Source organism: Pseudomonas psychrophila, assembly GCF_001043005.1.
GTDB classification, from domain to species: Bacteria; Pseudomonadota; Gammaproteobacteria; order Pseudomonadales; family Pseudomonadaceae; genus Aquipseudomonas; species Aquipseudomonas psychrophila.
In genome coordinates this window covers 58,691-79,195 of record NZ_JYKZ01000018.1, presented here as the reverse complement: position 1 = coordinate 79,195, position 20,505 = coordinate 58,691, and the positions used below count along the sequence as shown (strand labels likewise).

General features: G+C 56.7%; 20 protein-coding genes and 1 pseudogene. 9 read left to right on the top strand and 12 right to left on the bottom strand.

Annotation, left to right across the window (positions count from 1 at the left end; genetic code table 11):
* The 3 genes from TU76_RS25690 to TU76_RS23555 all read right to left on the bottom strand — a co-directional run.
* The coding region (locus tag TU76_RS25690; RefSeq protein ID WP_233099492.1) for a hypothetical protein at nucleotides 1-127 on the bottom strand (127 nt) is incomplete at its 3' end.
* A 614-nt stretch (nucleotides 128-741) separates the two neighbouring features.
* On the bottom strand, nucleotides 742-906 hold the full coding sequence (locus TU76_RS25005) for a DUF1328 domain-containing protein (RefSeq protein ID WP_019828122.1): 165 nt from the start codon (nucleotides 904-906) through the stop codon (nucleotides 742-744).
* Between the two features lie 85 nt (nucleotides 907-991).
* On the bottom strand, nucleotides 992-1,276 hold the full coding sequence (locus tag TU76_RS23555) for a hypothetical protein (RefSeq protein WP_048352591.1): 285 nt from the start codon (nucleotides 1,274-1,276) through the stop codon (nucleotides 992-994).
* Between the two features lie 522 nt (nucleotides 1,277-1,798).
* On the opposite strand from TU76_RS23555, the gene algB reads away from it, so the two are divergent.
* Together algB and TU76_RS23545 are read left to right on the top strand one after the other, a co-directional pair.
* Nucleotides 1,799-3,145, top strand: coding sequence for a sigma-54-dependent response regulator transcription factor AlgB (gene algB / locus TU76_RS23550; RefSeq protein WP_019828124.1), 1,347 nt, complete (start codon nucleotides 1,799-1,801; stop codon nucleotides 3,143-3,145).
* A gap of 7 nt (nucleotides 3,146-3,152) precedes the next feature.
* Complete coding sequence (locus TU76_RS23545; protein WP_019828125.1) at nucleotides 3,153-4,943, top strand: KinB sensor domain-containing domain; 1,791 nt, start codon at nucleotides 3,153-3,155, stop codon at nucleotides 4,941-4,943.
* 14 nt (nucleotides 4,944-4,957) lie between these two features.
* Here the strand turns inward: TU76_RS23545 and TU76_RS23540 are convergent, their stop codons facing one another.
* The 7 genes and pseudogenes from TU76_RS23540 to TU76_RS25000 all read right to left on the bottom strand — a co-directional run bounded on the left by TU76_RS23540 (nucleotide 4,958) and on the right by TU76_RS25000 (nucleotide 11,215).
* Nucleotides 4,958-5,737 carry an N-acetylmuramoyl-L-alanine amidase gene (locus TU76_RS23540; protein WP_046809353.1) on the bottom strand — a complete coding sequence of 260 codons (780 nt, stop codon included), beginning with the start codon at nucleotides 5,735-5,737 and terminating at the stop codon, nucleotides 4,958-4,960.
* Nucleotides 5,738-5,860: 123 nt separating this feature from the next.
* Entirely contained in the window at nucleotides 5,861-6,262 is a 402-nt protein-coding gene (locus tag TU76_RS23535) for a hypothetical protein (protein ID WP_019828129.1), read from the bottom strand.
* A 298-nt stretch (nucleotides 6,263-6,560) separates the two neighbouring features.
* Nucleotides 6,561-8,564 (bottom strand): GGDEF domain-containing protein, encoded by a 2,004-nt coding sequence (locus TU76_RS23530; protein ID WP_048352590.1) that lies wholly within the window; start codon nucleotides 8,562-8,564, stop codon nucleotides 6,561-6,563.
* Nucleotides 8,561-9,439, bottom strand: a complete 879-nt coding sequence (locus TU76_RS23525; protein ID WP_019828132.1) for an endonuclease/exonuclease/phosphatase family protein — start codon at nucleotides 9,437-9,439, stop codon at nucleotides 8,561-8,563. The genes TU76_RS23530 and TU76_RS23525 overlap by 4 nt, the downstream gene beginning before the upstream one ends.
* Nucleotides 9,440-9,454: 15 nt before the next feature.
* Complete coding sequence (locus TU76_RS23520; RefSeq protein WP_019828133.1) at nucleotides 9,455-10,093, bottom strand: thiol:disulfide interchange protein DsbA/DsbL; 639 nt, start codon at nucleotides 10,091-10,093, stop codon at nucleotides 9,455-9,457.
* 198 nt (nucleotides 10,094-10,291) lie between these two features.
* Complete coding sequence (locus tag TU76_RS23515) at nucleotides 10,292-10,912, bottom strand: c-type cytochrome (RefSeq protein WP_048352589.1); 621 nt, start codon at nucleotides 10,910-10,912, stop codon at nucleotides 10,292-10,294.
* Between the two features lie 46 nt (nucleotides 10,913-10,958).
* Nucleotides 10,959-11,215, bottom strand: a pseudogene (locus TU76_RS25000) (c-type cytochrome).
* Between the two features lie 190 nt (nucleotides 11,216-11,405).
* Here TU76_RS25000 and yihA point away from each other — a divergent pair.
* The gene (gene yihA, locus TU76_RS23510; RefSeq protein ID WP_019828135.1) at nucleotides 11,406-12,056 is read left to right on the top strand and encodes a ribosome biogenesis GTP-binding protein YihA/YsxC; all 651 of its coding nucleotides are present in this window, start codon (nucleotides 11,406-11,408) and stop codon (nucleotides 12,054-12,056) included.
* A gap of 332 nt (nucleotides 12,057-12,388) precedes the next feature.
* Here the strand turns inward: yihA and polA are convergent, their stop codons facing one another.
* On the bottom strand, nucleotides 12,389-15,154 hold the full coding sequence (polA, locus tag TU76_RS23505; RefSeq protein WP_048352588.1) for a DNA polymerase I: 2,766 nt from the start codon (nucleotides 15,152-15,154) through the stop codon (nucleotides 12,389-12,391).
* Nucleotides 15,155-15,228: 74 nt separating this feature from the next.
* On the opposite strand from polA, the gene TU76_RS23500 reads away from it, so the two are divergent.
* Together TU76_RS23500 and TU76_RS23495 are read left to right on the top strand one after the other, a co-directional pair.
* Nucleotides 15,229-15,519, top strand: coding sequence for a DUF2782 domain-containing protein (locus TU76_RS23500; RefSeq protein WP_019828138.1), 291 nt, complete (start codon nucleotides 15,229-15,231; stop codon nucleotides 15,517-15,519).
* 56 nt (nucleotides 15,520-15,575) lie between these two features.
* Nucleotides 15,576-16,526 carry a homoserine kinase gene (locus TU76_RS23495; protein WP_048352587.1) on the top strand — a complete coding sequence of 317 codons (951 nt, stop codon included), beginning with the start codon at nucleotides 15,576-15,578 and terminating at the stop codon, nucleotides 16,524-16,526.
* Nucleotides 16,527-16,685: 159 nt separating this feature from the next.
* Here the strand turns inward: TU76_RS23495 and TU76_RS23490 are convergent, their stop codons facing one another.
* Complete coding sequence (locus tag TU76_RS23490; RefSeq protein ID WP_019828140.1) at nucleotides 16,686-17,606, bottom strand: zinc ABC transporter substrate-binding protein ZnuA; 921 nt, start codon at nucleotides 17,604-17,606, stop codon at nucleotides 16,686-16,688.
* Nucleotides 17,607-17,672: 66 nt separating this feature from the next.
* Between TU76_RS23490 and TU76_RS23485 the strand changes: the two genes are divergently transcribed.
* Genes TU76_RS23485 through TU76_RS23470 form a run of 4 tightly spaced genes read left to right on the top strand, consistent with a single transcriptional unit; the run spans nucleotide 17,673 to nucleotide 20,481 of the window.
* The gene (locus TU76_RS23485) at nucleotides 17,673-18,155 is read left to right on the top strand and encodes a Fur family transcriptional regulator (RefSeq protein WP_019828141.1); all 483 of its coding nucleotides are present in this window, start codon (nucleotides 17,673-17,675) and stop codon (nucleotides 18,153-18,155) included.
* Nucleotides 18,155-18,943, top strand: coding sequence for a zinc ABC transporter ATP-binding protein ZnuC (gene znuC, locus TU76_RS23480; protein WP_019828143.1), 789 nt, complete (start codon nucleotides 18,155-18,157; stop codon nucleotides 18,941-18,943). The genes TU76_RS23485 and znuC overlap by 1 nt, the downstream gene beginning before the upstream one ends.
* Nucleotides 18,936-19,724, top strand: a complete 789-nt coding sequence (znuB, locus tag TU76_RS23475; RefSeq protein ID WP_019828144.1) for a zinc ABC transporter permease subunit ZnuB — start codon at nucleotides 18,936-18,938, stop codon at nucleotides 19,722-19,724. Before znuC ends, znuB begins: the two co-directional genes overlap by 8 nt.
* Nucleotides 19,725-19,761: 37 nt before the next feature.
* Nucleotides 19,762-20,481, top strand: coding sequence for a PA5502 family lipoprotein (locus TU76_RS23470; protein WP_048352586.1), 720 nt, complete (start codon nucleotides 19,762-19,764; stop codon nucleotides 20,479-20,481).
* The last annotated feature ends 24 nt before the right edge of the window (nucleotides 20,482-20,505 follow it).

Below are 20,505 nucleotides of genomic sequence, written 5' to 3'. Positions count from 1 at the left end.
GTTGCAGAACGTTACTGATCCACCAGGCCTTTTCAGCACTGAAATGGTTGAGCAGCGCGCCGATTGCAATCCCGAGGACCAGACCAATCAGGATCTGCCAGGCGAGGCTAAGTTTTGCCTTCTTCATGTCATTACCCTTACTTCAAGTGGACTCGGGCAGAGGCTCAGACTAGAGCGCTCGAAAGCGCAAAAAATCAGATACCTCTACCCCCGTAGAAGGTCGCCCAAACCGAGCCAGAAAGGCTCTTTGGCAGGCGAAAAAAGGCGCAACTATTCCCATGCATGAGGTAGCCGTCTAATGCCGTAAACGCCTACCCTATGCCGAATCGGCATGGGTTTTGTCCGACAAGACCTCAAATCGCCCCCTCTGCGATTGCACAGAATAGACGACATAAGTGCCGTAGACCGGCTGTTTCAAGGTCTTTTTAGCCAAGAAGGGAGTGGCATTAAGCCGCATATATCCAAGAAATATCCGACAACACAAATCAGATATAAGTCCGGGCTATTTTTCTGTTTGTCGATATACGGTCGACGTTTCGAAGTGCTGTTCAGGCCACATTTGTTTTCAAAAAAATGAACCCTGATAAGGCATTACGTATACCGGGAGGTTTTCTTCAGGCACAAAAAAACCAAGGCAAAACCTTGGCATCCGTGAAGCCTGTAACCGGTTTCATGCCCCGCGGCCGCCGCCTGCTATTAACAGGGCAGCGGCCACTTCCTTAAAGGATGGGGCGAGCATGCCTAGCCTCGACCGCGACGACCAAAGATGAAGGACACCACAAACATGACCAGGAACACGACAAAGAGAATCTTGGCGATGCCGGTCGCGGTGCCCGCAATACCACCGAAGCCCAAAACTGCAGCGATGATGGCGATAATCAGGAAGGTAATTGCCCAACTCAACATGGTGATTCTCCTTATTACTGTGGGAAGCAGGATGATGCCGCTGGTTTAATTCGATGCCCGATCAGGGCCTCAATGTTGTGAACACTCAAAACACCCAACGTTCCGGTGTAGGTTGAGCGTTGGCTATTTGTGTTTCGTCAGAGGCCGCCAGTTCGTAGCCACCTTTGGGATCAGTCACAGATCCCAGTGCCTTGAAGTGCTGCTGTGGTGCGGCGGAGTGCAGAGCTGTAGCGACGGGCTGCGTCGCTGCCTCCATTCGGCTCCACTGTTGACCACCGATCAAAGTCACCGACAAGGCCAGGCTGGCAAACAAGCCCTGCTGTAGATGCAATGACGAAACGCGCATGTTGGAGAAATTTTGACGATTCATGTTCAAACTCCTGCCACCCGGTGGTCAATGTAAGGTTGCATCGCGGACCGCGACTCTCTATGCAAGGGTAATTGCAGGTGCCATGCCAGCTTTTGAACAGATAAAAAAGCTATATAAATCAGTTACTTACTTATTTTAAAAGTCCGCTTTTACGCGCATCCTGCACGATAGCCCCAATGCCCGTCGTGCGTTATGCACGATCCCGTAGCAGTTGCTGAAGGAACGAGGCGGCGTAGCCGTCGTAGAACCGGAGCTCTATGGTGCAACAGGAAATCCGTTGACTCAGGATTTACGACGGCTGCGCCGCCGAACGCAGCCTCGCTCCGCGAGCCAGCTGCTACGAGGGTAAATTCCCACCATCGATCAAGACCCGATATTCAGCCTATTCAGCTTTAAAATCAGATAGTTACTTCAGGCAATACAACGCTTTCAGTGCTAGCCTCGGAATGAATCCTGAAAAATCATGCAACTTGCCCGATTATTCCGACACTAACCAAGATCACTCATAAAGGAACGCAGGACATGGAATCAGCCAAAGAGCAACAGGGCCGCATTCTGCTGGTCGATGATGAATCAGCCATCCTGCGCACATTCCGCTATTGCCTCGAAGACGAGGGTTACACCGTTGCCACCGCCAACAGCGCGGCACAGGCCGACTCGCTGTTGCAACGCCAAGTGTTCGATCTGTGTTTTCTCGATCTGCGCCTGGGCGAAGACAACGGCCTGGATGTATTGGCCCAGATGCGCATCCAGGCGCCGTGGATGCGCGTGGTGATTGTCACTGCCCACTCGGCGGTCGATACCGCAGTGGATGCTATCCAGGCCGGTGCCGCGGACTATCTGGTCAAACCGTGCAGCCCTGACCAGTTGCGTCTGGCGACTGCCAAACAGTTGGAAGTGCGCCAGTTGTCCGCCCGTCTTGAAGCACTGGAAGGTGAAGTGCGCAAACCCAAGGACGGCCTGGACTCCCACAGCCCGGCCATGATGGCGGTGCTGGAAACGGCACGCCAGGTCGCGGGTACAGATGCCAACATCCTGATTCTCGGTGAGTCAGGTACCGGCAAGGGTGAGCTGGCACGGGCGATTCATGGCTGGAGCAAACGGGCCAAGAAATCGTGCGTCACTATTAACTGCCCGTCTTTGACCGCCGAGTTGATGGAAAGTGAACTGTTCGGCCATACCCGCGGAGCGTTTACCGGCGCCAGCGAAAGCACCTTGGGCCGGGTTAACCAGGCCGACGGCGGTACATTGTTCCTCGATGAAATCGGCGACTTCCCACTGACACTTCAGCCAAAACTGTTGCGCTTTATTCAGGACAAGGAATACGAACGCGTCGGCGACCCCGTGACCCGCCGTGCCGATGTACGAATTCTGGCCGCCACCAACCTCAACCTTGAGGACATGGTGCGTGATGGTCGCTTCCGTGAAGACTTGCTGTATCGCCTGAACGTGATCACCCTGCATTTGCCACCGTTACGCGAGCGCAGTGAAGATATCCTCACCCTGGCCGATCGCTTTCTGGCCCGCTTCGTCAAGGAATACGCCCGACCTGCACGAGGCTTCAGCCAGGATGCCCGTCTGGCGCTGGCCAACTACCGCTGGCCGGGCAATATTCGCGAACTGCGCAACGTGGTTGAGCGCGCGAGTATCATTTGTCCGCAGGAAGTCGTCGAAGTCAGCCACTTGGGCATGGCGGAACAAACCACCCCCAATGCCCCGCGCATCGGTGCCGCACTGAGCCTGGATCAACTGGAAAAAGCCCATATCGGCGCTGTTCTGGCCACCAGCGAAACCCTGGATCAAGCAGCAAAAACCTTGGGCATTGATGCCTCGACGCTGTATCGAAAACGTAAGCAGTACAACCTGTGAGCATCCGATGAGACTTGCGATCAAGCTGCGTACCCGTCTGTTCCTTAGCATTTCGGCGCTGATTACAGTGGCGTTGCTCGGGCTTTTGCTTGGCGTTGTTGGCGTCATGCAAATGGCCAAAAGCCAGGAAGCACTGATCCGTAATAACTTCATCACTTTGGACCTGGGCCTTAAGTTGCGTCAGTCACTGGGTGATCAATTGATCCTGATGCTGCGCAACAACCCAGATCCGCAGGCACTGCAAGCCTCCACCCAGGAGTATCAGGCCCTGCTCGAGGAGGGTATCGAGCATGAGCGAAAAAACGAACTTCACAGCGGCTTTGCTCAGGCACGGGAAGATTACGAGCGCTTTTTACAAGCGTTCCATAAAGCCAGCAGCACATCGCTCAATCTGAGCACTGACAACGAGCTTTCAAGTCGTTTCAATCAGTTGCGCAATGGGCTGATCACTGAGCACCGCCGAGCGCTGGATACTATTTATGCCGCACAGGAAGCCGCCCGTGACCGCGCCATAATCATCGCTTCCCTGCTGGGTCTGGTCGGCCTTGCGGTGCTCATCATCGGCTTTATTACCGCCCATGGCATTGCCAGGCGCTTTGGCGCGCCGATCGAGGCGCTGGCCAAAGCTGCCGACAATATAGGCAAAGGTAACTTTGAGGTGGTGCTGCCCCTCTCTTCAGCCACTGAAATGAACCTGCTGACACGGCGCTTCGGCACGATGGCCGAAGCTTTGCGCCAACATCAGGCAACCAACATCGACGAGCTGCTGGCGGGCCAGCAACGGCTGCAGGCAGTGCTCGACAGCATTGATGACGGGTTGTTGATGATCGATCAGCAGGGGCGGCTAGAGCATTTGAATCCAGTGGCACAGCGGCAATTGGGTTGGGATGAAGGCCGTCTTGGCCAGCCACTGGGCGAAGCGTTGCAACGCCCCGAGCTCGACCAACAACTGCAAACGGTGCTGCGCGGTGGCAGCCTTGAACGGTTGCCGGAAGACTTGAGCGTCGACATAGAGGGCGAGAACCGACTTCTGACTTACAGCCTGACTCCGGTCAGCCAACCCAAAGGGCCGATTCTCGGGGCTGTGATGGTGCTCCATGATGTAACCGAGCAGCGCGCGTTTGAGCGTGTGCGCAGCGAGTTTGTACTGCGCGCGTCCCATGAGCTGCGCACCCCCGTTACCGGTATGCACATGGCGTTCGGGTTATTTCTGGAGCGTGCGCGCTTTGACCCGCAATCCCGTGAAACCGATTTGCTCAACACCGTAAACGAAGAAATGCAGCGCCTGATGCAGTTGATCAATGACCTGCTGAACTTCTCTCGTTATCAGAACGGCATGCAAAAGCTGACCCTGGCCCCCTGCAACCTTCAACAGATGCTTGAGGACGCAAGTGCCCGCATCGCAGCACAGGCCGCGGCAAGGCATATCGAGCTAGTGCTCGAACTTCAAGAACCACTGCCTGTGCTTAATGCCGATCAGGCCCAGCTTGAACGTGTGCTGGATAACCTGCTGGATAACGCCTTGCGCCATACCGCCGATGGCGGGCAGATTCGCCTTCAGGCCCGACGTCATGCTGAGCGGGTGATCATCAGTATCGAAGACAATGGCGAAGGTATTGCCTATAGCCAGCAAGGCCGTATTTTCGAGCCCTTCGTGCAGGTGGGTCGCAAAAAGGGCGGTGCTGGCCTTGGTCTGGCGCTGTGCAAGGAGATTGTGCAATTGCATGGCGGGCGCATTGGGGTGTATTCACGTCCAGGGCAAGGCACGCAGTTTTACATGGCGCTTCCATTGCTGTAGCCCGCACTGGCTTATCAGTACTTTTGCGTGTTCAACACTTTCAAGATTGCCGCACTTTCAGCATCCGGTGTGCCATCGAAAAGCGCGGGCCTGAAGCGCATCTGAAACGCGGCCAATACGTGGCGGGTCGCGACATCCAGCTCGCCGGTTTGCGGTGTTTCATAGCCCAATAGCGCCAGTTGCTGCTGGAACCAGGTGATGCTCGGCAACGTGCTGGTAAACAATGCTTGCTCACGGGCCACGGCTTGCGCATTTGGCCAGATGCCAAACCCTGCTTCGGCCAGTCGCTTCCAGGGAAATAGCGGTCCAGGATCGAGCTTGCGCAGGGGGGCTATATCGCTGTGGCCTATGATGTTGCGCGGATCGATCTTGTAGCGGGTCGAAATGTCTTTGAGCAGCGCGATAAGCGACTGGACCTGACCTTCGGTGTAGGGATACCAGACTCGCCCTTCTGGCGTATCACGAAAACCCTTGTTCACGATCTCAATGCCGATGGAGCTGGAATTCAACCAGGTCCGGCCTTTCCATTGGCTTTCACCGGCGTGCCAGGCACGCTGGTTTTCGTCTACCAGTTTGTAGATTGTCGGCGGAGTATCGCCAATAAGGTAATGGCTGCTGACAGGACCATGGGTCAACAGCTCCAGAGAGCGCTCCAGAGAGGTTGAGGTGTAATGCAGCACCACGAACTGCACGCGGCTGTCGTAGTTGACCGATGGGTGACTGGTGTCCATGGGAGGGCCATTGGCGCAACCGGCCAACACTACGATGGACAAGATCAAAGCTGAAAATTTCATGGGCAAAGACAACACAGCTGAAAATTAATACTCAAGCATACCTCACTGCTCTTGTCGCGCAGCTGTACCACCGCACCGGGTTGGAACAAGCCTCCTGCTCGCGCACGAGCAGGAGGGCAGTTGCTACTTGCCGCACACCAGATAAAAGCTCGTCGATGAATCGCCCGACGGCCCATCGAGCCCCAGCATCAAGCCAATTACATTGACCTCTTCACGGGTCGGTTTGCCTGACAACTTTGCATTGCCATACAGCGTGTGTTCATAACTGGATTTATCATCGGCCGAGACCACACAAAACTTGGGAGCTTCTTTAAAGCTGCCGGGCATGAACTTCACATTATAACTGGCGGCGTAATCGGGCTGACTGGAATATTCAACCCGTTCAATCCAATAAGGTGATTGCGTTGCCAAGGTTCCATCTTTGTTGATATACGCCGAATAGAGGGCTGTCTTAACCGCCGCACTAGCTGAGACAGCGCCCGCCATTAAAAAAAGGACGGACAACAAGGAGATTAACGTTTTCATACATTACCTTTTGAGTCGCGCAGGGCGCCACACGGCCTGAACAGACAGGCATGGAGCTCTTAATGGACATCCGATCAATAAACAGATGACAGCACTGCGGCTACCTTAAAGCAACCTGGAACAGCCTGTTATTTGATATAAGTCGCTCACTCTTCGCCCGTCAAGACGTTATAAACAGGATTAACCAACACTGTTTAAAAACCGACAAGTACTACTGAACAATTGGAAAGCTATTACACAACTCAGCACTTACCAGGCAGCGATTATATAATCGATCAAGTTTAACTAACGATTGAAATTAGTGATCTGATGGACACGGATCAACCCCGTTGCGCCCGTTGGCCTTGACCCGATACAGCGCCTCATCTGCCCGCTTGATCACGTGCTCGCTGCGATCACCAGCCTTGAAGGCCGATACCCCGATGGAGGCCGTCAGGGTCACAGGTTCGCCCTTGAAGTGGAAAGGACACGCCTCGATGGCTGCCCGAAGCTTCTCTGCCCGCTGCAAGCCGGTCGCCAGTGGCGTGTTGGGCATCAGCAACACAAACTCTTCGCCTCCAAAACGGGCAACAAAATCGCTGGGGAGCAGGTGTTTGCGCAACTGCGCGGCGATGATCTTGAGCACCTTGTCGCCGGCCAGATGGCCATAACCATCATTGATACGCTTGAAATGATCGAGGTCGAGCATGGCAATCAGTAGCGGGGTGCCGTGAACGTGCCACTGTTCGACTTCACATTGCAGCCGTTCGCCCCATGCAGCCCGATTTGGCAGGCCGGTCAGCGGGTCTATCAACGCTTTCTGGCGCTGTTCTTCAAGGTGTTCGCGGTAACCTTGGGCCTGCTGCTCCATGTGCGTTATACGCTCGGCCAACCCTTGAAGATGGGCTGAGACTTCCTGCTCACGGGCATTTCGTTGCTGCTGATGCTGGTCCATCGTGCCCAGCAACCCCTCGAGACGGTTTTCCAGAAGGTGCTTGAGGCTGTTGAGATCGACAGCGTCTTGCACACTGCTTTGCAAACCATCAACGTGCTCGCGCAGTTGGGTGTGCAAGTTGTCCGCAGCGGAGCGTCCTTCGGCATGGCCTTCACTGGCGGCCTGAAGGTTGTTCTGGAACGACTCAAGGCGCCCGTTAAGTTGTTTGAGGTAAGTTTCGAATTCATGCTGGCCGCTATCGGTAATGGCCAGCATCAAAACGGCAAGATCATCGAGGATGGGTAGTAATTCGTACCAGTTCAACCCTTTTTCGAGACGCTTGCGCATGGCTTCGGCCTGCGGCCGGTGGTGCTCGGGCAGTGACAGGTCGTTCAGTAGACCGAGTAATGTGGATTCGATATGCGCCGCCACTGAGCTGTAAGACGGCTCGGGGCTCTCGGGCAGGGCATAAACGGCGTCGATTTCATCCTCAAGCGGTTCGCAACTGCTCGCCTTTTCGAGGACGGGAATCTCACGCTGCACGTCGGGCAGATTATTTTCTGCGTCGACCTGCGCGACTACCGACTCTAGCGCGCCTCCCGACTCCTGCTCCTCAGACTCTTCAAAAACCTCTGGCTCAGGTTCAGGGAGCACAAGGGCTTCAGCATCGGCCACGGGCTCGGCCTTGGGCTGCGGGGAGCTAATGTGCGGGCGCAGAGACTCAACGGCCGCCCTCGGCTCCACCTCTGGCGAGGAGGCGTCCAGTGGCTTGGCCACAACCGGTGAAGCGGTGACGGTCGGGGCGTGCACATGGGGAGCAGCAGCCACAGGCTCAATAAGAGGTTCGCTTGGTGGTTTATCGGCCTCATGGACCCCGAACAGGCGCTGCAACAGGCCCGGCCTGGGCGGTTCAGAGCCATTGGCTTGCAGCGACAGCGCCTGCCCCTGCAAGCGGCTTAGTTCGTCAAGCAGCAGAGGGATCTCACGGGCATGGGTCACGCGGTTGTCGAGTTGTTTGGCAAATGCCTTGAGTGGTTTGCTGATTTCACGGGGCAGCGCCAGGGCTTGCAGTTGCGTGACCAGGGTAGTGAGCGCCGCGCCCACTTGTTCAACCCGGGTTTCGCGACGTTGTTCCGAGTCGAGCACTGCCTTTTCCAGGCGTGGCAGCAAGGCAGCCAGAGCGGCGTCCATCTCGTTGGTGCGCACCACTTCGCGCATTTCCTTCATGCACTGATCGACGGTTCGATCAGTGCCTTCTGCCGCCAGGGTGCTACGTACAAGACCGCGACGCAGCAAGTCGAGACGAGCATTCCAGCGGCGCTCCAGCTTGTCTTGCTGCTCAACGCTTTTAAGGTATTTCTCTTTCCAGCGCGAAGCCTCGTCACTCATGCCAAAGGCCCACTGTCTGTCGGTCGCAAGGCAAGCTGTGAATCAACACCCACCGTGCCCGGCAGGCGGATATCAACCGCAACGGGCAAATGGTCGGAAATAGGCTGGTCCAGCACTTGTACCCGTTCTAGGGTCAAGCTTGGGCTGAGCAAAATATGATCAAGACAACGTTGTGGACGCCAACTGGGGAAGGTGGCCTCCATTTGCGGCGCCAACAACCCCAGGTCGCGCAGTGGCGATGTGTGCAGCAGGTCGTTGGCATGGGTATTCATGTCACCCATCAGGACTTGGTGCTGATACCCGCCAATCAGCTCGCGAATATAGGCCAACTGGCGAGTGCGGGTTTTTGTTCCCAGCGCCAGGTGCATGACCACAACCACCAGTGCATCAGGACCATCACCAAAGCGCACCAGAATCGCGCCACGCCCCGCAGGGCCAGGCAACGGATGATCTTCAATCGCGCTGGGGCGCAGACGGCTAAGCACCCCGTTGCTGTGCTGGGCCAGGCGACCCAGATTGCGATTGAGTTGTTGATACCAGTAGGGGAATTCGCCCTGTTGGGCCAGGTATTTGACCTGATTGATGTAGCCGGAGCGGTGACTGCCACCGTCCGCCTCTTGCAGGGCAACCAGGTCGAAGTCACCCAACAAGTCGCCTATGCGCTCAAGGTTTCCGGCCCTCCCCTTGTGTGGCAGCACATGCTGCCAACTGCGGGTCAGGTAGTGTCGATAACCTTGAGTGCTGTTACCCACCTGGATGTTGAAACTGAGCAGTCGCAGACGCCGATCATCCGGCATCTCGCAGGATGCCAGATGATCCTCGTTGATCTGCGGCTGGTGCAGACCAACGATTCGCTCGTTTTTCCAGCGGCGCATGGGGGCGGGCGCCGCTTAGTTTTTAGCGCTCGCGGCGCGCTCTTTGGCGATCAACTGATCGGCAACGCTCAATGCACCTTCGGGACCGCCGGAAGTACCCAGGTCAAAGCGATACTTGCCGTTAACGACCATGGTCGGTACGCCGGAGATCTGGTAGGCCTGAGCCTTTTTCTTGGCGTCCTCAACCTTGCCCTTGACGGCGAACGAGTTATAGGTGCTCAGGAACTTGTCTTTGTCGATGCCTTCACCTGCCAGGAATTCAGCCATTTCTTCCGGGGTAGCCAGCTTTTTGCCGTCATGAATTGCCTGGAAAACAGCTTTGTGAACCTTGTTCTCAACACCCATGGCTTCAAGGGTGATGAACAGTTGACCGTGAACATTCCAGATCCCGCCAAACATGGCTGGGATACGTACAAAGTTCACATCAGCCGGCAACTTTTCAGCCCAAGGATTGATGGTTGGCTCGAATGCAAAGCAATGCGGGCAGCCATACCAGAACAGCTCAACCACTTCGATCTTGCCAGGCACTGCAACCGGAACGGCGCTGCTCAGCTCTACATATTGTTTACCCGCCTCAAGCGGTTCGGCCGCTTGAGCGGTCATGCCAAACAGGCTGGCACTGACGAGAGCGGCGCTGAGGATCAGATTACGCATGCTTTACTCCTGGGCAGATAAGGTCGTTTCAACGCGACCTGTATTCAGACAGGTCCGCGCTGACTTGAGTTCGATAGTGTAACGGTAGATGCCATGAAAAAGGGCAGCCGAAGCTGCCCTTTGAGGTTCACATTCAAGGATTAAACGATCGTTAAGATGACCAGTCGTTTCCAGGACTGCCCCGCCGATCGTAAAACCTTAGTGCAGACCCTGAATATAGCTGGCCAGCGCCTTGATGTCCTTGTTGCTCATCTTGGCCGCAATGCCGCGCATGATCATCGAGTCACCATCGTTGGTGCGATCGCCTTCACGGAAGTCTGTCAGTTGCTTCTCGATGTAACTTGCATGCTGGCCACCCAGATGCGGGAAGCCGGCAGCTGCGTTACCCTGGCCGTCTGGCGAGTGACAACCGGTGCACGCTGGCATGCCTTTCTCAAGGTTGCCGCCGCGGAACAGGGCTTCACCCTGGGCAACCAGGGCCGGGTCGGCAGCGCCAATCGAACTTTTTTGGCTTGAGTAGAAAGCAGCGATATCGGCAAGGTCCTGATCGTTCAGGTTCGCCAGCAGGCCGGTCATTTCCAGCACCTGACGCTTGCCGTCCTTGATTTCATGCAACTGCTTGAGCAGGTAACGATCACCTTGCCCGGCCAGTTTTGGGAAGTTTGGGGCCATGCTATTGCCGTCTGGACCGTGACAAGCGCCACATACAGCGGTTTTTGCCTGACCTGCAGCAGCATCGCCTACAAGAGCGGTGCCTGCAGCCTGGGCAATACCGGTGACGCCCAAGGTCAACAGCAGACTCACGAGTAATTTGTTCATCAGCTAATCCAACTACGGCTAAGGGTTAAAGAGTTATGGGCCGGGCTTACTCGCTTATCCACTGTAGGACAGATCGGTAATCCTCGACACTGCAGTCCATGCACAAACCACGCGGCGGCATCGCCTTGAAACCCTGGATCACGTGTTGCACCAGCGCCTCCCTACCCTGCTCAAACCTTGGCTTTACTGCTGGCCAGCATGGCAGACACTGCAAACGCGGTTGTACACGGCTTCCGGATCCTGTGTAGCCTGAATGCTGTAACGTGGCATCAAGACACCGGCGACTAGCAGCCATTTCGTCATAAAACGACCTTTTCAGGGTTGGGAGCTTGCTGCGTTCTAATGCGCAACCTGGTTTTTTCGCTCCCGTGTTCTTCATCCTACGCTGGGACAAAGCGCACACAAAATCTGCGGCATTATATACTGGCGTCACTGAAACGGAAACGACACGCTCGCCGCGTCCATTCCTGACGCCGCTCACATCGGAAATCCCATGCAACTCAAGAACCCCATTCTAGGTCTGTGCCAACAGGCTACTTTCATGCTCAGCGCTGCCAAAGTCGATCAATGCCCCGATGACGAAGGCTATGAAGTCGCATTTGCCGGGCGTTCGAACGCCGGCAAGTCCAGCGCACTCAACACTTTGACCCACGCCAGCCTGGCGCGCACGTCGAAAACCCCAGGGCGTACTCAGCTTCTGAACTTCTTCCAGCTGGACGAAGAACGTCGCCTGGTCGATCTGCCCGGTTACGGTTACGCCAAGGTGCCGATCCCATTGAAGCTGCACTGGCAGCGTCACCTTGAAGCTTATTTCGGTAGCCGCGAAAGCCTCAAAGGTGTGATTTTGATGATGGATATCCGTCATCCAATGACCGATTTCGACCTGTTGATGCTCGACTGGACCGTGTCGAGCGGCATGCCGATGCATATTTTGCTGACCAAAGCCGACAAACTGACGTACGGCGCTGCAAAAAATACGCTGCTCAAAATTCAGTCGGATATTCGCAAGCAATGGGGCGACGCAGTCACTATCCAGCTATTTTCCACCCCTAAGCGCATGGGCCTGGAAGAGGCGTACACCGTTCTTGCTCGCTGGATGGAACTGCCGAACAAAGGCGAAGAGCTGGTCGAGGCTGGGGAGTAAAAATCCCGGGCAAAAAAAACCCCGGACTTCGCATGGGGGGAAGGAGGTCCGGGGTTTAAGTACTGGACCGCTAGGGCGGGGTCCAGATATCTGCCAACACTTAACACAACATTAGGAGCATTGAAGGGCTTCACCACCCGTTCAATAAATCTGAGTGGTGATTGGCAGATTTAGTTCCCAGAGGCTAAAAACGATTTGGAATAAGCCCCTACTCTGCAGCAGCAATAGATTTTTAGTGTGGGAGCGAGCCTGCTCGCGATGGCATCAACGCGGTCAATGCGACAGTCCGCGTCGCCTGCATCGCGAGCAAGCCCGCTCCCACATCCCCCCCTTTAGTGCGCCTCATCCCAGTTGTTGCCCACACCAACTTCGACCACTAGCGGCACATCCAGCTTCGCCGCTTCGCTCATATGTACGCGAACTTCATCGCGCACTTGATCCACCAGGTCTTCCCGCACCTCGAGTACCAGTTCATCGTGCACTTGCAGGATGACGCGGGCATCGAGACCCGACGCACTCAACCAGTTATCCACAGCCACCATCGCTTTTTTGATGATATCGGCTGCCGTGCCCTGCATCGGTGCGTTGATTGCCGTGCGCTCGGCGCCTTTGCGCAGGGCCGGGTTTTTCGCGTTGATTTCGGGCAGGTACAGGCGACGACCAAAAATGGTCTCGACATAGCCTTGCTCGGCGGCCTGGGTGCGCGTGCGCTCCATGTAATCGAGCACCCCCGGATAGCGCGCGAAATAGCGGTCGATATAGGCCTGCGACTGTTTACGGTCGACACCGATCTGCTTGGCGAGGCCAAAGGCGCTCATGCCATAGATCAAGCCGAAGTTGATCGCCTTGGCACTGCGGCGCTGATCCGTGGTGACATCACCCAGCTCAACACCAAAAACCTCGGCAGCCGTCGCGCTGTGTACGTCCAGATTGTTGCGGAAGGCGTGCAGCAAGCCTTCGTCCTTGGCCAGGTGAGCCATGATCCGCAGTTCGATTTGCGAGTAGTCCGCCGCCAGTAGCTTGTAGCCCTTAGGAGCCACGAACGCCTGACGAATCCGGCGACCTTCAGCAGTACGAATCGGAATGTTCTGCAGGTTTGGATCACTGGAGGACAAACGCCCTGTCGCCGTAACGGCCTGGTGATAGGACGTATGAATGCGGCCCGTACGTGGATTGATCTGCTCGGGTAGCCGATCGGTATAGGTGCTTTTCAGTTTGCTCATCGAGCGGTACTGCATCAGCACCTTGGGCAGCGGAAAGTCCTGCTCTGCCAATTCAGCCAATACGGCTTCGGCGGTCGAAGGCTGGCCTTTGGCTGTTTTGCTGATAATCGGTAGTCCGAGTTTTTCGTACAAGATCACACCCAGTTGCTTGGGTGAACTCAAGTTGAATTCCTCGCCCGCAATAGCAAAAGCCTCACGCTCAAGCGCGACCAGCTTGTCACCCAGTTCGACACTCTGGATACCCAACAGGTTGGCATCCACCAACGCACCCTGACGCTCAATGCGCGCCAGCACAGGCACAAGCGGCATCTCAATGTCGGTCAATACGGCGTTCAGGCTCGGGATTGCGGTCAGCTTTTCGTGCAGGACATGGTGCAAACGCAAGGTCACGTCGGCATCTTCGGCGGCGTAAGGGCCGGCCTGCTCCAGGGAAATCTGGTCAAAGGTCAGTTGCTTGACGCCTTTCCCGGCGATGTCCTGAAAACTGGTGGTGGTGTGCCCCAGGTACTTGAGGGCCAAGCTGTCCATGTCGTGACGGCTGCCTGTGGAGTCCAGTACATAGGACTCCAGCATGGTGTCAAAGGCAACGCCCTGCACCATGATCCCGCACGCCTGATCGCCACCGATGGCGCAGTTGGCCAGAATATTCATGTCGTACTTGGCGTGTTGTCCGACCTTGGCTTTGCTCGGGTCTTCCAGCAGTGGCTTGAGGGCGCGCAGTACGGTGTCGCGGTCCAGTTGCTCCGGCACACCCATATAGGAGTGGGTCAGCGGAATGTAGGCTGCTTCGCCCGGTTTGACCGCAAACGAGAGCCCCACCAATTGCGCTTGCTGCGCGTCAAGGCCGGTGGTTTCGGTGTCAAAGGCGATCAACTTGGCATCGTTGAGTTTTTTCAGCCATACATCAAAACGCGCCTGATCGAGAATGGTTTCGTACTGCTGCTCTTCGGCTGGGGCTGGCGGCGCTTCCTGCACGATCACCTGACCGGCACGCTTGGCCTCGCGCTCAACCTCGGCAATCCAGCTTTTGAATTCCAGTTCGGTATACAGCTCAATCAGTTTTTCACAGTCGGGAGCCTTGAGATGTAAGTCTTCCAGGCCAATATCCAGCGGCACATCGATCTTGATAGTCGCCAACTGATACGACAAGAACGCCATTTCCCGATGTTCTTCGAGTTTGGCGGGCAGGTTTTTTGCGCCTCGAATTGGCAGGGTCGGCACGATATCAAGCTTTTCGTACAGATCAGTCAGCCCACCGCCTACACCCACAAGCAAGCCAGACGCGGTTTTTGGACCAATGCCTGGAACGCCTGGAATGTTGTCGGACGAATCGCCCATCAGCGCGAGGTAATCGATGATCTGCTCGGGCGAAACGCCAAATTTCTCTTTTACGCCTTCAATGTCCATCACGCTGCCGGTCATGGTATTGACCAGAGTGATGTGGCCATCAACCAGTTGCGCCATATCCTTGTCGCCGGTCGAGATGACCACCGGTCGGTCTGCAGCTGCACTGCTTCGGGCCAGCGTGCCGATTACATCGTCCGCTTCAACGCCTTCAACGCACAATAGAGGGAAGCCCAGCGCGATCACACTGGCGTGCAGCGGCTCAATTTGAACCCGCATGTCATCGGGCATGCTCGGACGATTGGCCTTGTATTCGGCGTACATGTCATCGCGAAATGTCCCGCCTTTGGCGTCGAAAACCACCGCGAACGGACTGTCCGGATACTGCTTGCGCAGGCTTTTGAGCATGTTCAGCACGCCCTTGACGGCGCCGGTCGGCAGACCCTTGGACGTAGTCAACGGCGGCAGCGCATGAAAGGCGCGGTACAGATATGAAGAACCGTCCACCAGGACGAGGGGAGCTTGGCTCATGAGCAGGATCAACCTTTTCGGCGAGTCCGGCGCTAGAATGTCCGGACCAATGACGACAAAGGGACAAGGTTATCATGCGTACACTCAATCGCCTGTTGCTGACCGGTTTGTTTGCATTCACTCCGCTGGTAACCTTTGCAGCCGATGAAGCAGTCACCGCCGATCCAGATGTAACCATTCGCACGGAAGGCGATAAAACCATTCAGGAATACCGTCAAAACGGTTTCCTGTACGCCATCAAGGTCACCCCAAAAGGGGGCAAACCGTACTTTCTGGTGCGGGCTGATGGTACTGATGCCAATTACATCCGTTCCGACCAGCCGGATATGCTGATTCCATCGTGGAAAATCTTCGAATGGAAGTAGCGTCTTAACTTTAATTGGCGCCGCCTCACACGGCGCCCGTACTGGCAATTTAAATCATGTCTGTATTCACCCCACTGACTCGCAGCGAGTTGGAAACCTTCCTTGCGCCTTATGAACTCGGTCGCCTGCTCGATTTCCAGGGGATTGCCGCGGGTAGCGAAAATACCAACTACTTCATCAGCCTGGAGAAGGGTGAGTATGTCCTGACCCTGGTTGAACGCGGCCCGGTCAAAGAGATGCCGTTTTTTATCGAGCTGCTGGATGTACTACATGACGCCGACCTGCCGGTGCCTTTCGCCCTGCGCACCGTTGACGGCCAGGCCCTGCGCGAACTCAAGGGTAAACCGGCATTGCTGCAGCCGCGCCTGGCAGGCAAGCATATTCGCGAAGCCAACGCCCAGCATTGCGCCCAGGTCGGGGAGTTGCTCGGTCACTTGCACACCGCCACGCGCAACAATGTTCTGGAGCGCAAGACTGATCGCGGCCTGGACTGGATGCTGGCTGAAGGGCCAGCCCTGATGGCCGATTTGTCTCCTGATTCGGCACAATTGCTGCAGAAAGCGCTTCAAGAAATTACTGATCGCAAGGCACAGATTCTGGCACTGCCTCGTGCCAACCTGCACGGCGACCTGTTTCGCGATAACGCAATGTTTGAAGGCACCCATCTGACGGGGTTGATCGACTTTTACAACGCCTGCTCAGGCCCAATGCTGTACGACGTGGCGATTGCCCTGAATGACTGGTGTGCTGACGAGGACGGTCAGATCGACGCCCCCCGTGCGCGAGCGTTGCTCGGTGCCTATGCCGCACTGCGCCCGTTTACGGCAGCTGAAGCCGAGTTGTGGCCAACCCTGTTGCGCGTTGCCTGCGTGAGATTCTGGTTGTCACGCCTCATCGCCGCTCAGACCTTTGCCGGTCAGGATGTACTGATTCACGATCCGGGCGAGTTCGAAAAGCGCCTGGCATTGCGCCAGACGGTGACCGTACAACTGCCGTTCGCGTTGTAACAAACACTGAAATCAATTGTGGGAGCGGGCTTGCTCGCGATTCAAACGGCGCGGTGTATCTGAACAGACGCGTCGATCCAATCGCGAGCAAGCCCGCTCCCACAGAGGTTCTGGCAAGCTGCAACTTTTGTGAATGCCACACAATCTGTGGGAGTCGGCTTACAAACTTTCCAGGCACCCCGCCAAGTCATTACCCAGCTTTTCCAGCAACTGCTCGTAGCCCTGCGCCGTCGCGGGGGTATAGCCGCCCAATGCATCCAGCTCCGCCAGCTTTACCGGCAAGCCGGCCGTCAGCGTCTCTGCCAGTCGCGGACGCAGCGGTGGGTCGCTGAATACACACGTCTTGCCCACTTCCTGCAAACGCTTGCGCATGGCCGCTACGTGTTGAGCTCCCGGCTGTACTTCCGAAGCCACACTGAACGTGCCCGCGTGCTTGATCCCGTAAGCGCTTTCAAAATAGTCGTAGCCTTCGTGGAAGACGAAGAAAGGCTTGTCGGCTATCCCGGCCATGCGCGTCTTAAGGCGTGCATTCAGCGCATCCAGACGCTCATTGAAGGCCTTGAGGTTGCTCTGATATTTGGCCGAATTGGCAGGGTCTTTCTCGCTCAGGTCTGCGGCCATTTTTGCAGCGATTACCCGTGCATTGTCCGGCGCCAGCCACAAGTGCGCATCCAGTGTGCCAGGACGATGATCGTGATCATGTTCGGCGGCATCTTCTTCGTGCGAATGGCTATCTTCGGCGAAATGACGCAGTTTCAACCCTGGCAGGGCCTGCACCGTGACGGAAGGCAAAGTGCGGGTCTTGATCACCTTGGGCAAGAAACCTTCCATGTCGGGGCCGATCCAGTACAAAAGATCTGCCGCCTGCACGCGCCGTACGTCGGATGGGCGCAATGCATAGTTATGCGGCGAAGCATTGGGGGGCAAAAGCACCTCAGGATGCCCCACGCCGTCCTGTACGGCAGCGGCAATCAGTTGCAGGGGCTTGATGCTGGTCAGCACGTTCACCTCGGCCTGAGCCGGGTTAATCACCAGCAAACTGGTACTTAGAGCAAGCAAAATGGAAAAAAGACGGGGCACGATGAGCACTCATGGTGGCTGAAACAGGTAACATAATAACGTCTCTCTCAAAAATCGTCGCCGCCCATGCCTATAACACCGCTTGCCAGTCGTCCCCATGACCATTCTCATTGTGTCCACAGTGCGCTCACTGAGGCCGATGTCCTGTGCGCGCAAAAGGGCCTGCGCCTGACCGCGTTGCGTCGTCGGGTGCTGGAGCTGGTGTGGCAGAGCCACAAGCCGCTGGGCGCCTACGACATTCTGGCCGTGCTCAGCGAGCAGGACGGCCGTCGCGCAGCACCGCCGACCGTTTATCGCGCGCTGGACTTCCTGCTCGACAATGGTCTGGTGCACCGCATCTCATCGCTCAATGCCTTTGTCGGCTGCAGCCATCCCGAGCATCCGCATCAGGGACAGTTCCTGATCTGTCGCACGTGCCACGCCGCGATCGAGCTTGAACAAAAAACCATCAGTGACGCGATTATCAACAGCGCACGGGATGTCGGCTTTACTGTCGAAGGCCAAACCGTCGAAGTGGTCGGTTTGTGTTCCGGTTGCCGGGAGGCTTGATGAGCGCTGCACTGATTCGCCTGCAGGACGTCACCGTGACGTATGCCGGGCAAAACGTACTCGACACTATTGAGCTGAGCGTTGAACCGGGCCAGATCGTGACCCTGATCGGCCCCAACGGCGCCGGTAAAACCACGCTGGTCAAGGCCGTGCTCGGCCTGCTCAAGCCCACCAGTGGCAGTGTTTGGCGCAAGCCTAAACTGCGCGTCGGCTACATGCCGCAAAAGCTCCACGTTGACCCGACGCTGCCATTGTCGGTGCTGCGCTTTCTGCGTCTGGTGCCCGGCGTAGATCGCGCCCAGGCCCTTGAAGCGCTCAAGGAAGTCGGCGCCGAGAAGGTGATCGACAGCCCGGTGCAAAGCGTTTCAGGTGGTGAAATGCAGCGCGTACTGCTGGCCCGCGCCCTGCTGCGCAAACCCGAATTGCTGGTGCTCGACGAGCCGGTTCAAGGGGTGGACGTGGCTGGCCAGTCGGAGCTGTATGCCCTGATCACGCGCCTGCGCGACCGCCACGGTTGCGGCGTGCTGATGGTCTCCCACGACTTGCATCTGGTCATGAGCACTACCGATCAGGTGGTGTGCCTCAACCGCCACGTGTGCTGTTCTGGTCACCCAGAGCAAGTGAGCAGCGACCCGGCCTTTGTTGAGTTGTTTGGTAAAAACGCACAAAGCCTGGCGATTTATCACCACCATCACGACCACGCCCATGACTTGCATGGCTCAGTGGTCAGCGAAAATACCCCGGCGACATCCGCCCACGTTCATGGAGAAGGCTGCAAGCATGGCTGATTTTCTGCTGTACGCCCTGCTGGCAGGTCTGGCTCTGGCAATTGTTGCAGGACCTTTGGGTTCGTTCGTGGTGTGGAGGCGCATGGCCTACTTCGGCGACACGTTGTCGCACGCGGCCCTGCTGGGTGTAGCAATGGGCTTCTTGCTGGACATCAGCCCCACCATCGCCGTAACCGTGGGCTGCTTGCTGCTGGCCGTGCTATTGGTCACGCTTCAACAGCGCCAATCGCTTGCTTCCGACACGTTGCTCGGAATTCTCGCCCCTAGTACCTTGTCCCTCGGGCTGGTCGTACTAAGCTTCATGCATGAAGTTCGGATCGATCTGATGGCGTATTTGTTTGGTGACCTGTTGGCCATCAGCCCTACTGATCTGATGTGGATTTTGGGCGGCAGCGCTGCGGTGCTGGCGCTTCTGGTTGCACTGTGGCGGCCACTGCTGGCAATCACGGTGCACGAAGAACTGGCCACGGTTGAAGGTTTGCCAGTGGCAGCGTTACGCTTGACTCTGATGCTGTTGATCGCGGTGGTGATTGCCGTGGCGATGAAGATCGTTGGCGTGTTGTTGATCACCTCCCTGCTGATTATTCCGGCGGCAGCGGCCCAACGCCATGCACGTTCTCCGGAGCAAATGGCGCTGGGGGCGAGCATGCTGGGGATACTGGCGGTGTGTGGTGGCCTGGCATTGTCATGGTTCAAGGACACGCCGGCAGGGCCATCGATTGTGGTGTCTGCCGCCGCACTGTTTTTGCTGAGTTTTGTTCTGCCCCGTCGAGGGGTGTAGACTTGCTTGTTTTTTGCGCACTTAGAGAGCCGCAGGAATGAAGCTGTTCAACTTCCGTTACTTGCTCCTGGCCGCATTTTCCTTGCTGCTGGGCGCCTGCCAAAGCACGCCGTCGGCTGACACTACTGCCGTCGACGCACGCGCTGCGGCCATCGCACAGCTGGAGCAAAACCTGGCCAGCAGCGAACTCGCGACTGCTGAGGACCAACTGAGCACCTTGCAGGCCCAGTCTGGGGATGATCCGCAATTGGTTCAGTACCAGCGCCAACTGGCCGAAGCCTACCTGCAGCGCAGCCAGATCGTTCTGCAAAAAGGTGACGTCAACGCCGCAGCCACTGCCCTGAGCCGTGCCCGCGCCCTGATGCCCAAGGCACCTGCACTGACAGGCGGCGTCAACAGCGCCATTGCCCAGGCACGCAAGGCCGAGCTGGAAAAAGCCGAGGCCGCCCTCAAGGCAGCCGAAGCACGCCCACCGGCCAAGGTGATCGACCCTGCAGCCGAAAGCACCACCGTCGCGCTGAACATTGCCGATGTTGCAAAACTTCGCCATCAACTGGATTTGATCGCGCAAGATATCGTCAATTACCAGTGCACTGTCAGCCTGCAGGTTCCGCGGACGGCTGATTACCCTTGGCTGGCAACGCTGATCAGCAAACGGGTCAAAAAGCTCGATCCCGACTTCGATCTCAAGCTTGAGCGTCAGATCATTCGCCACGTGCCTGCACAAATGGTGCTGATCCCAAGTAAGCCGCAATAGCTCGTCAACCGTTGGCTGCGATCT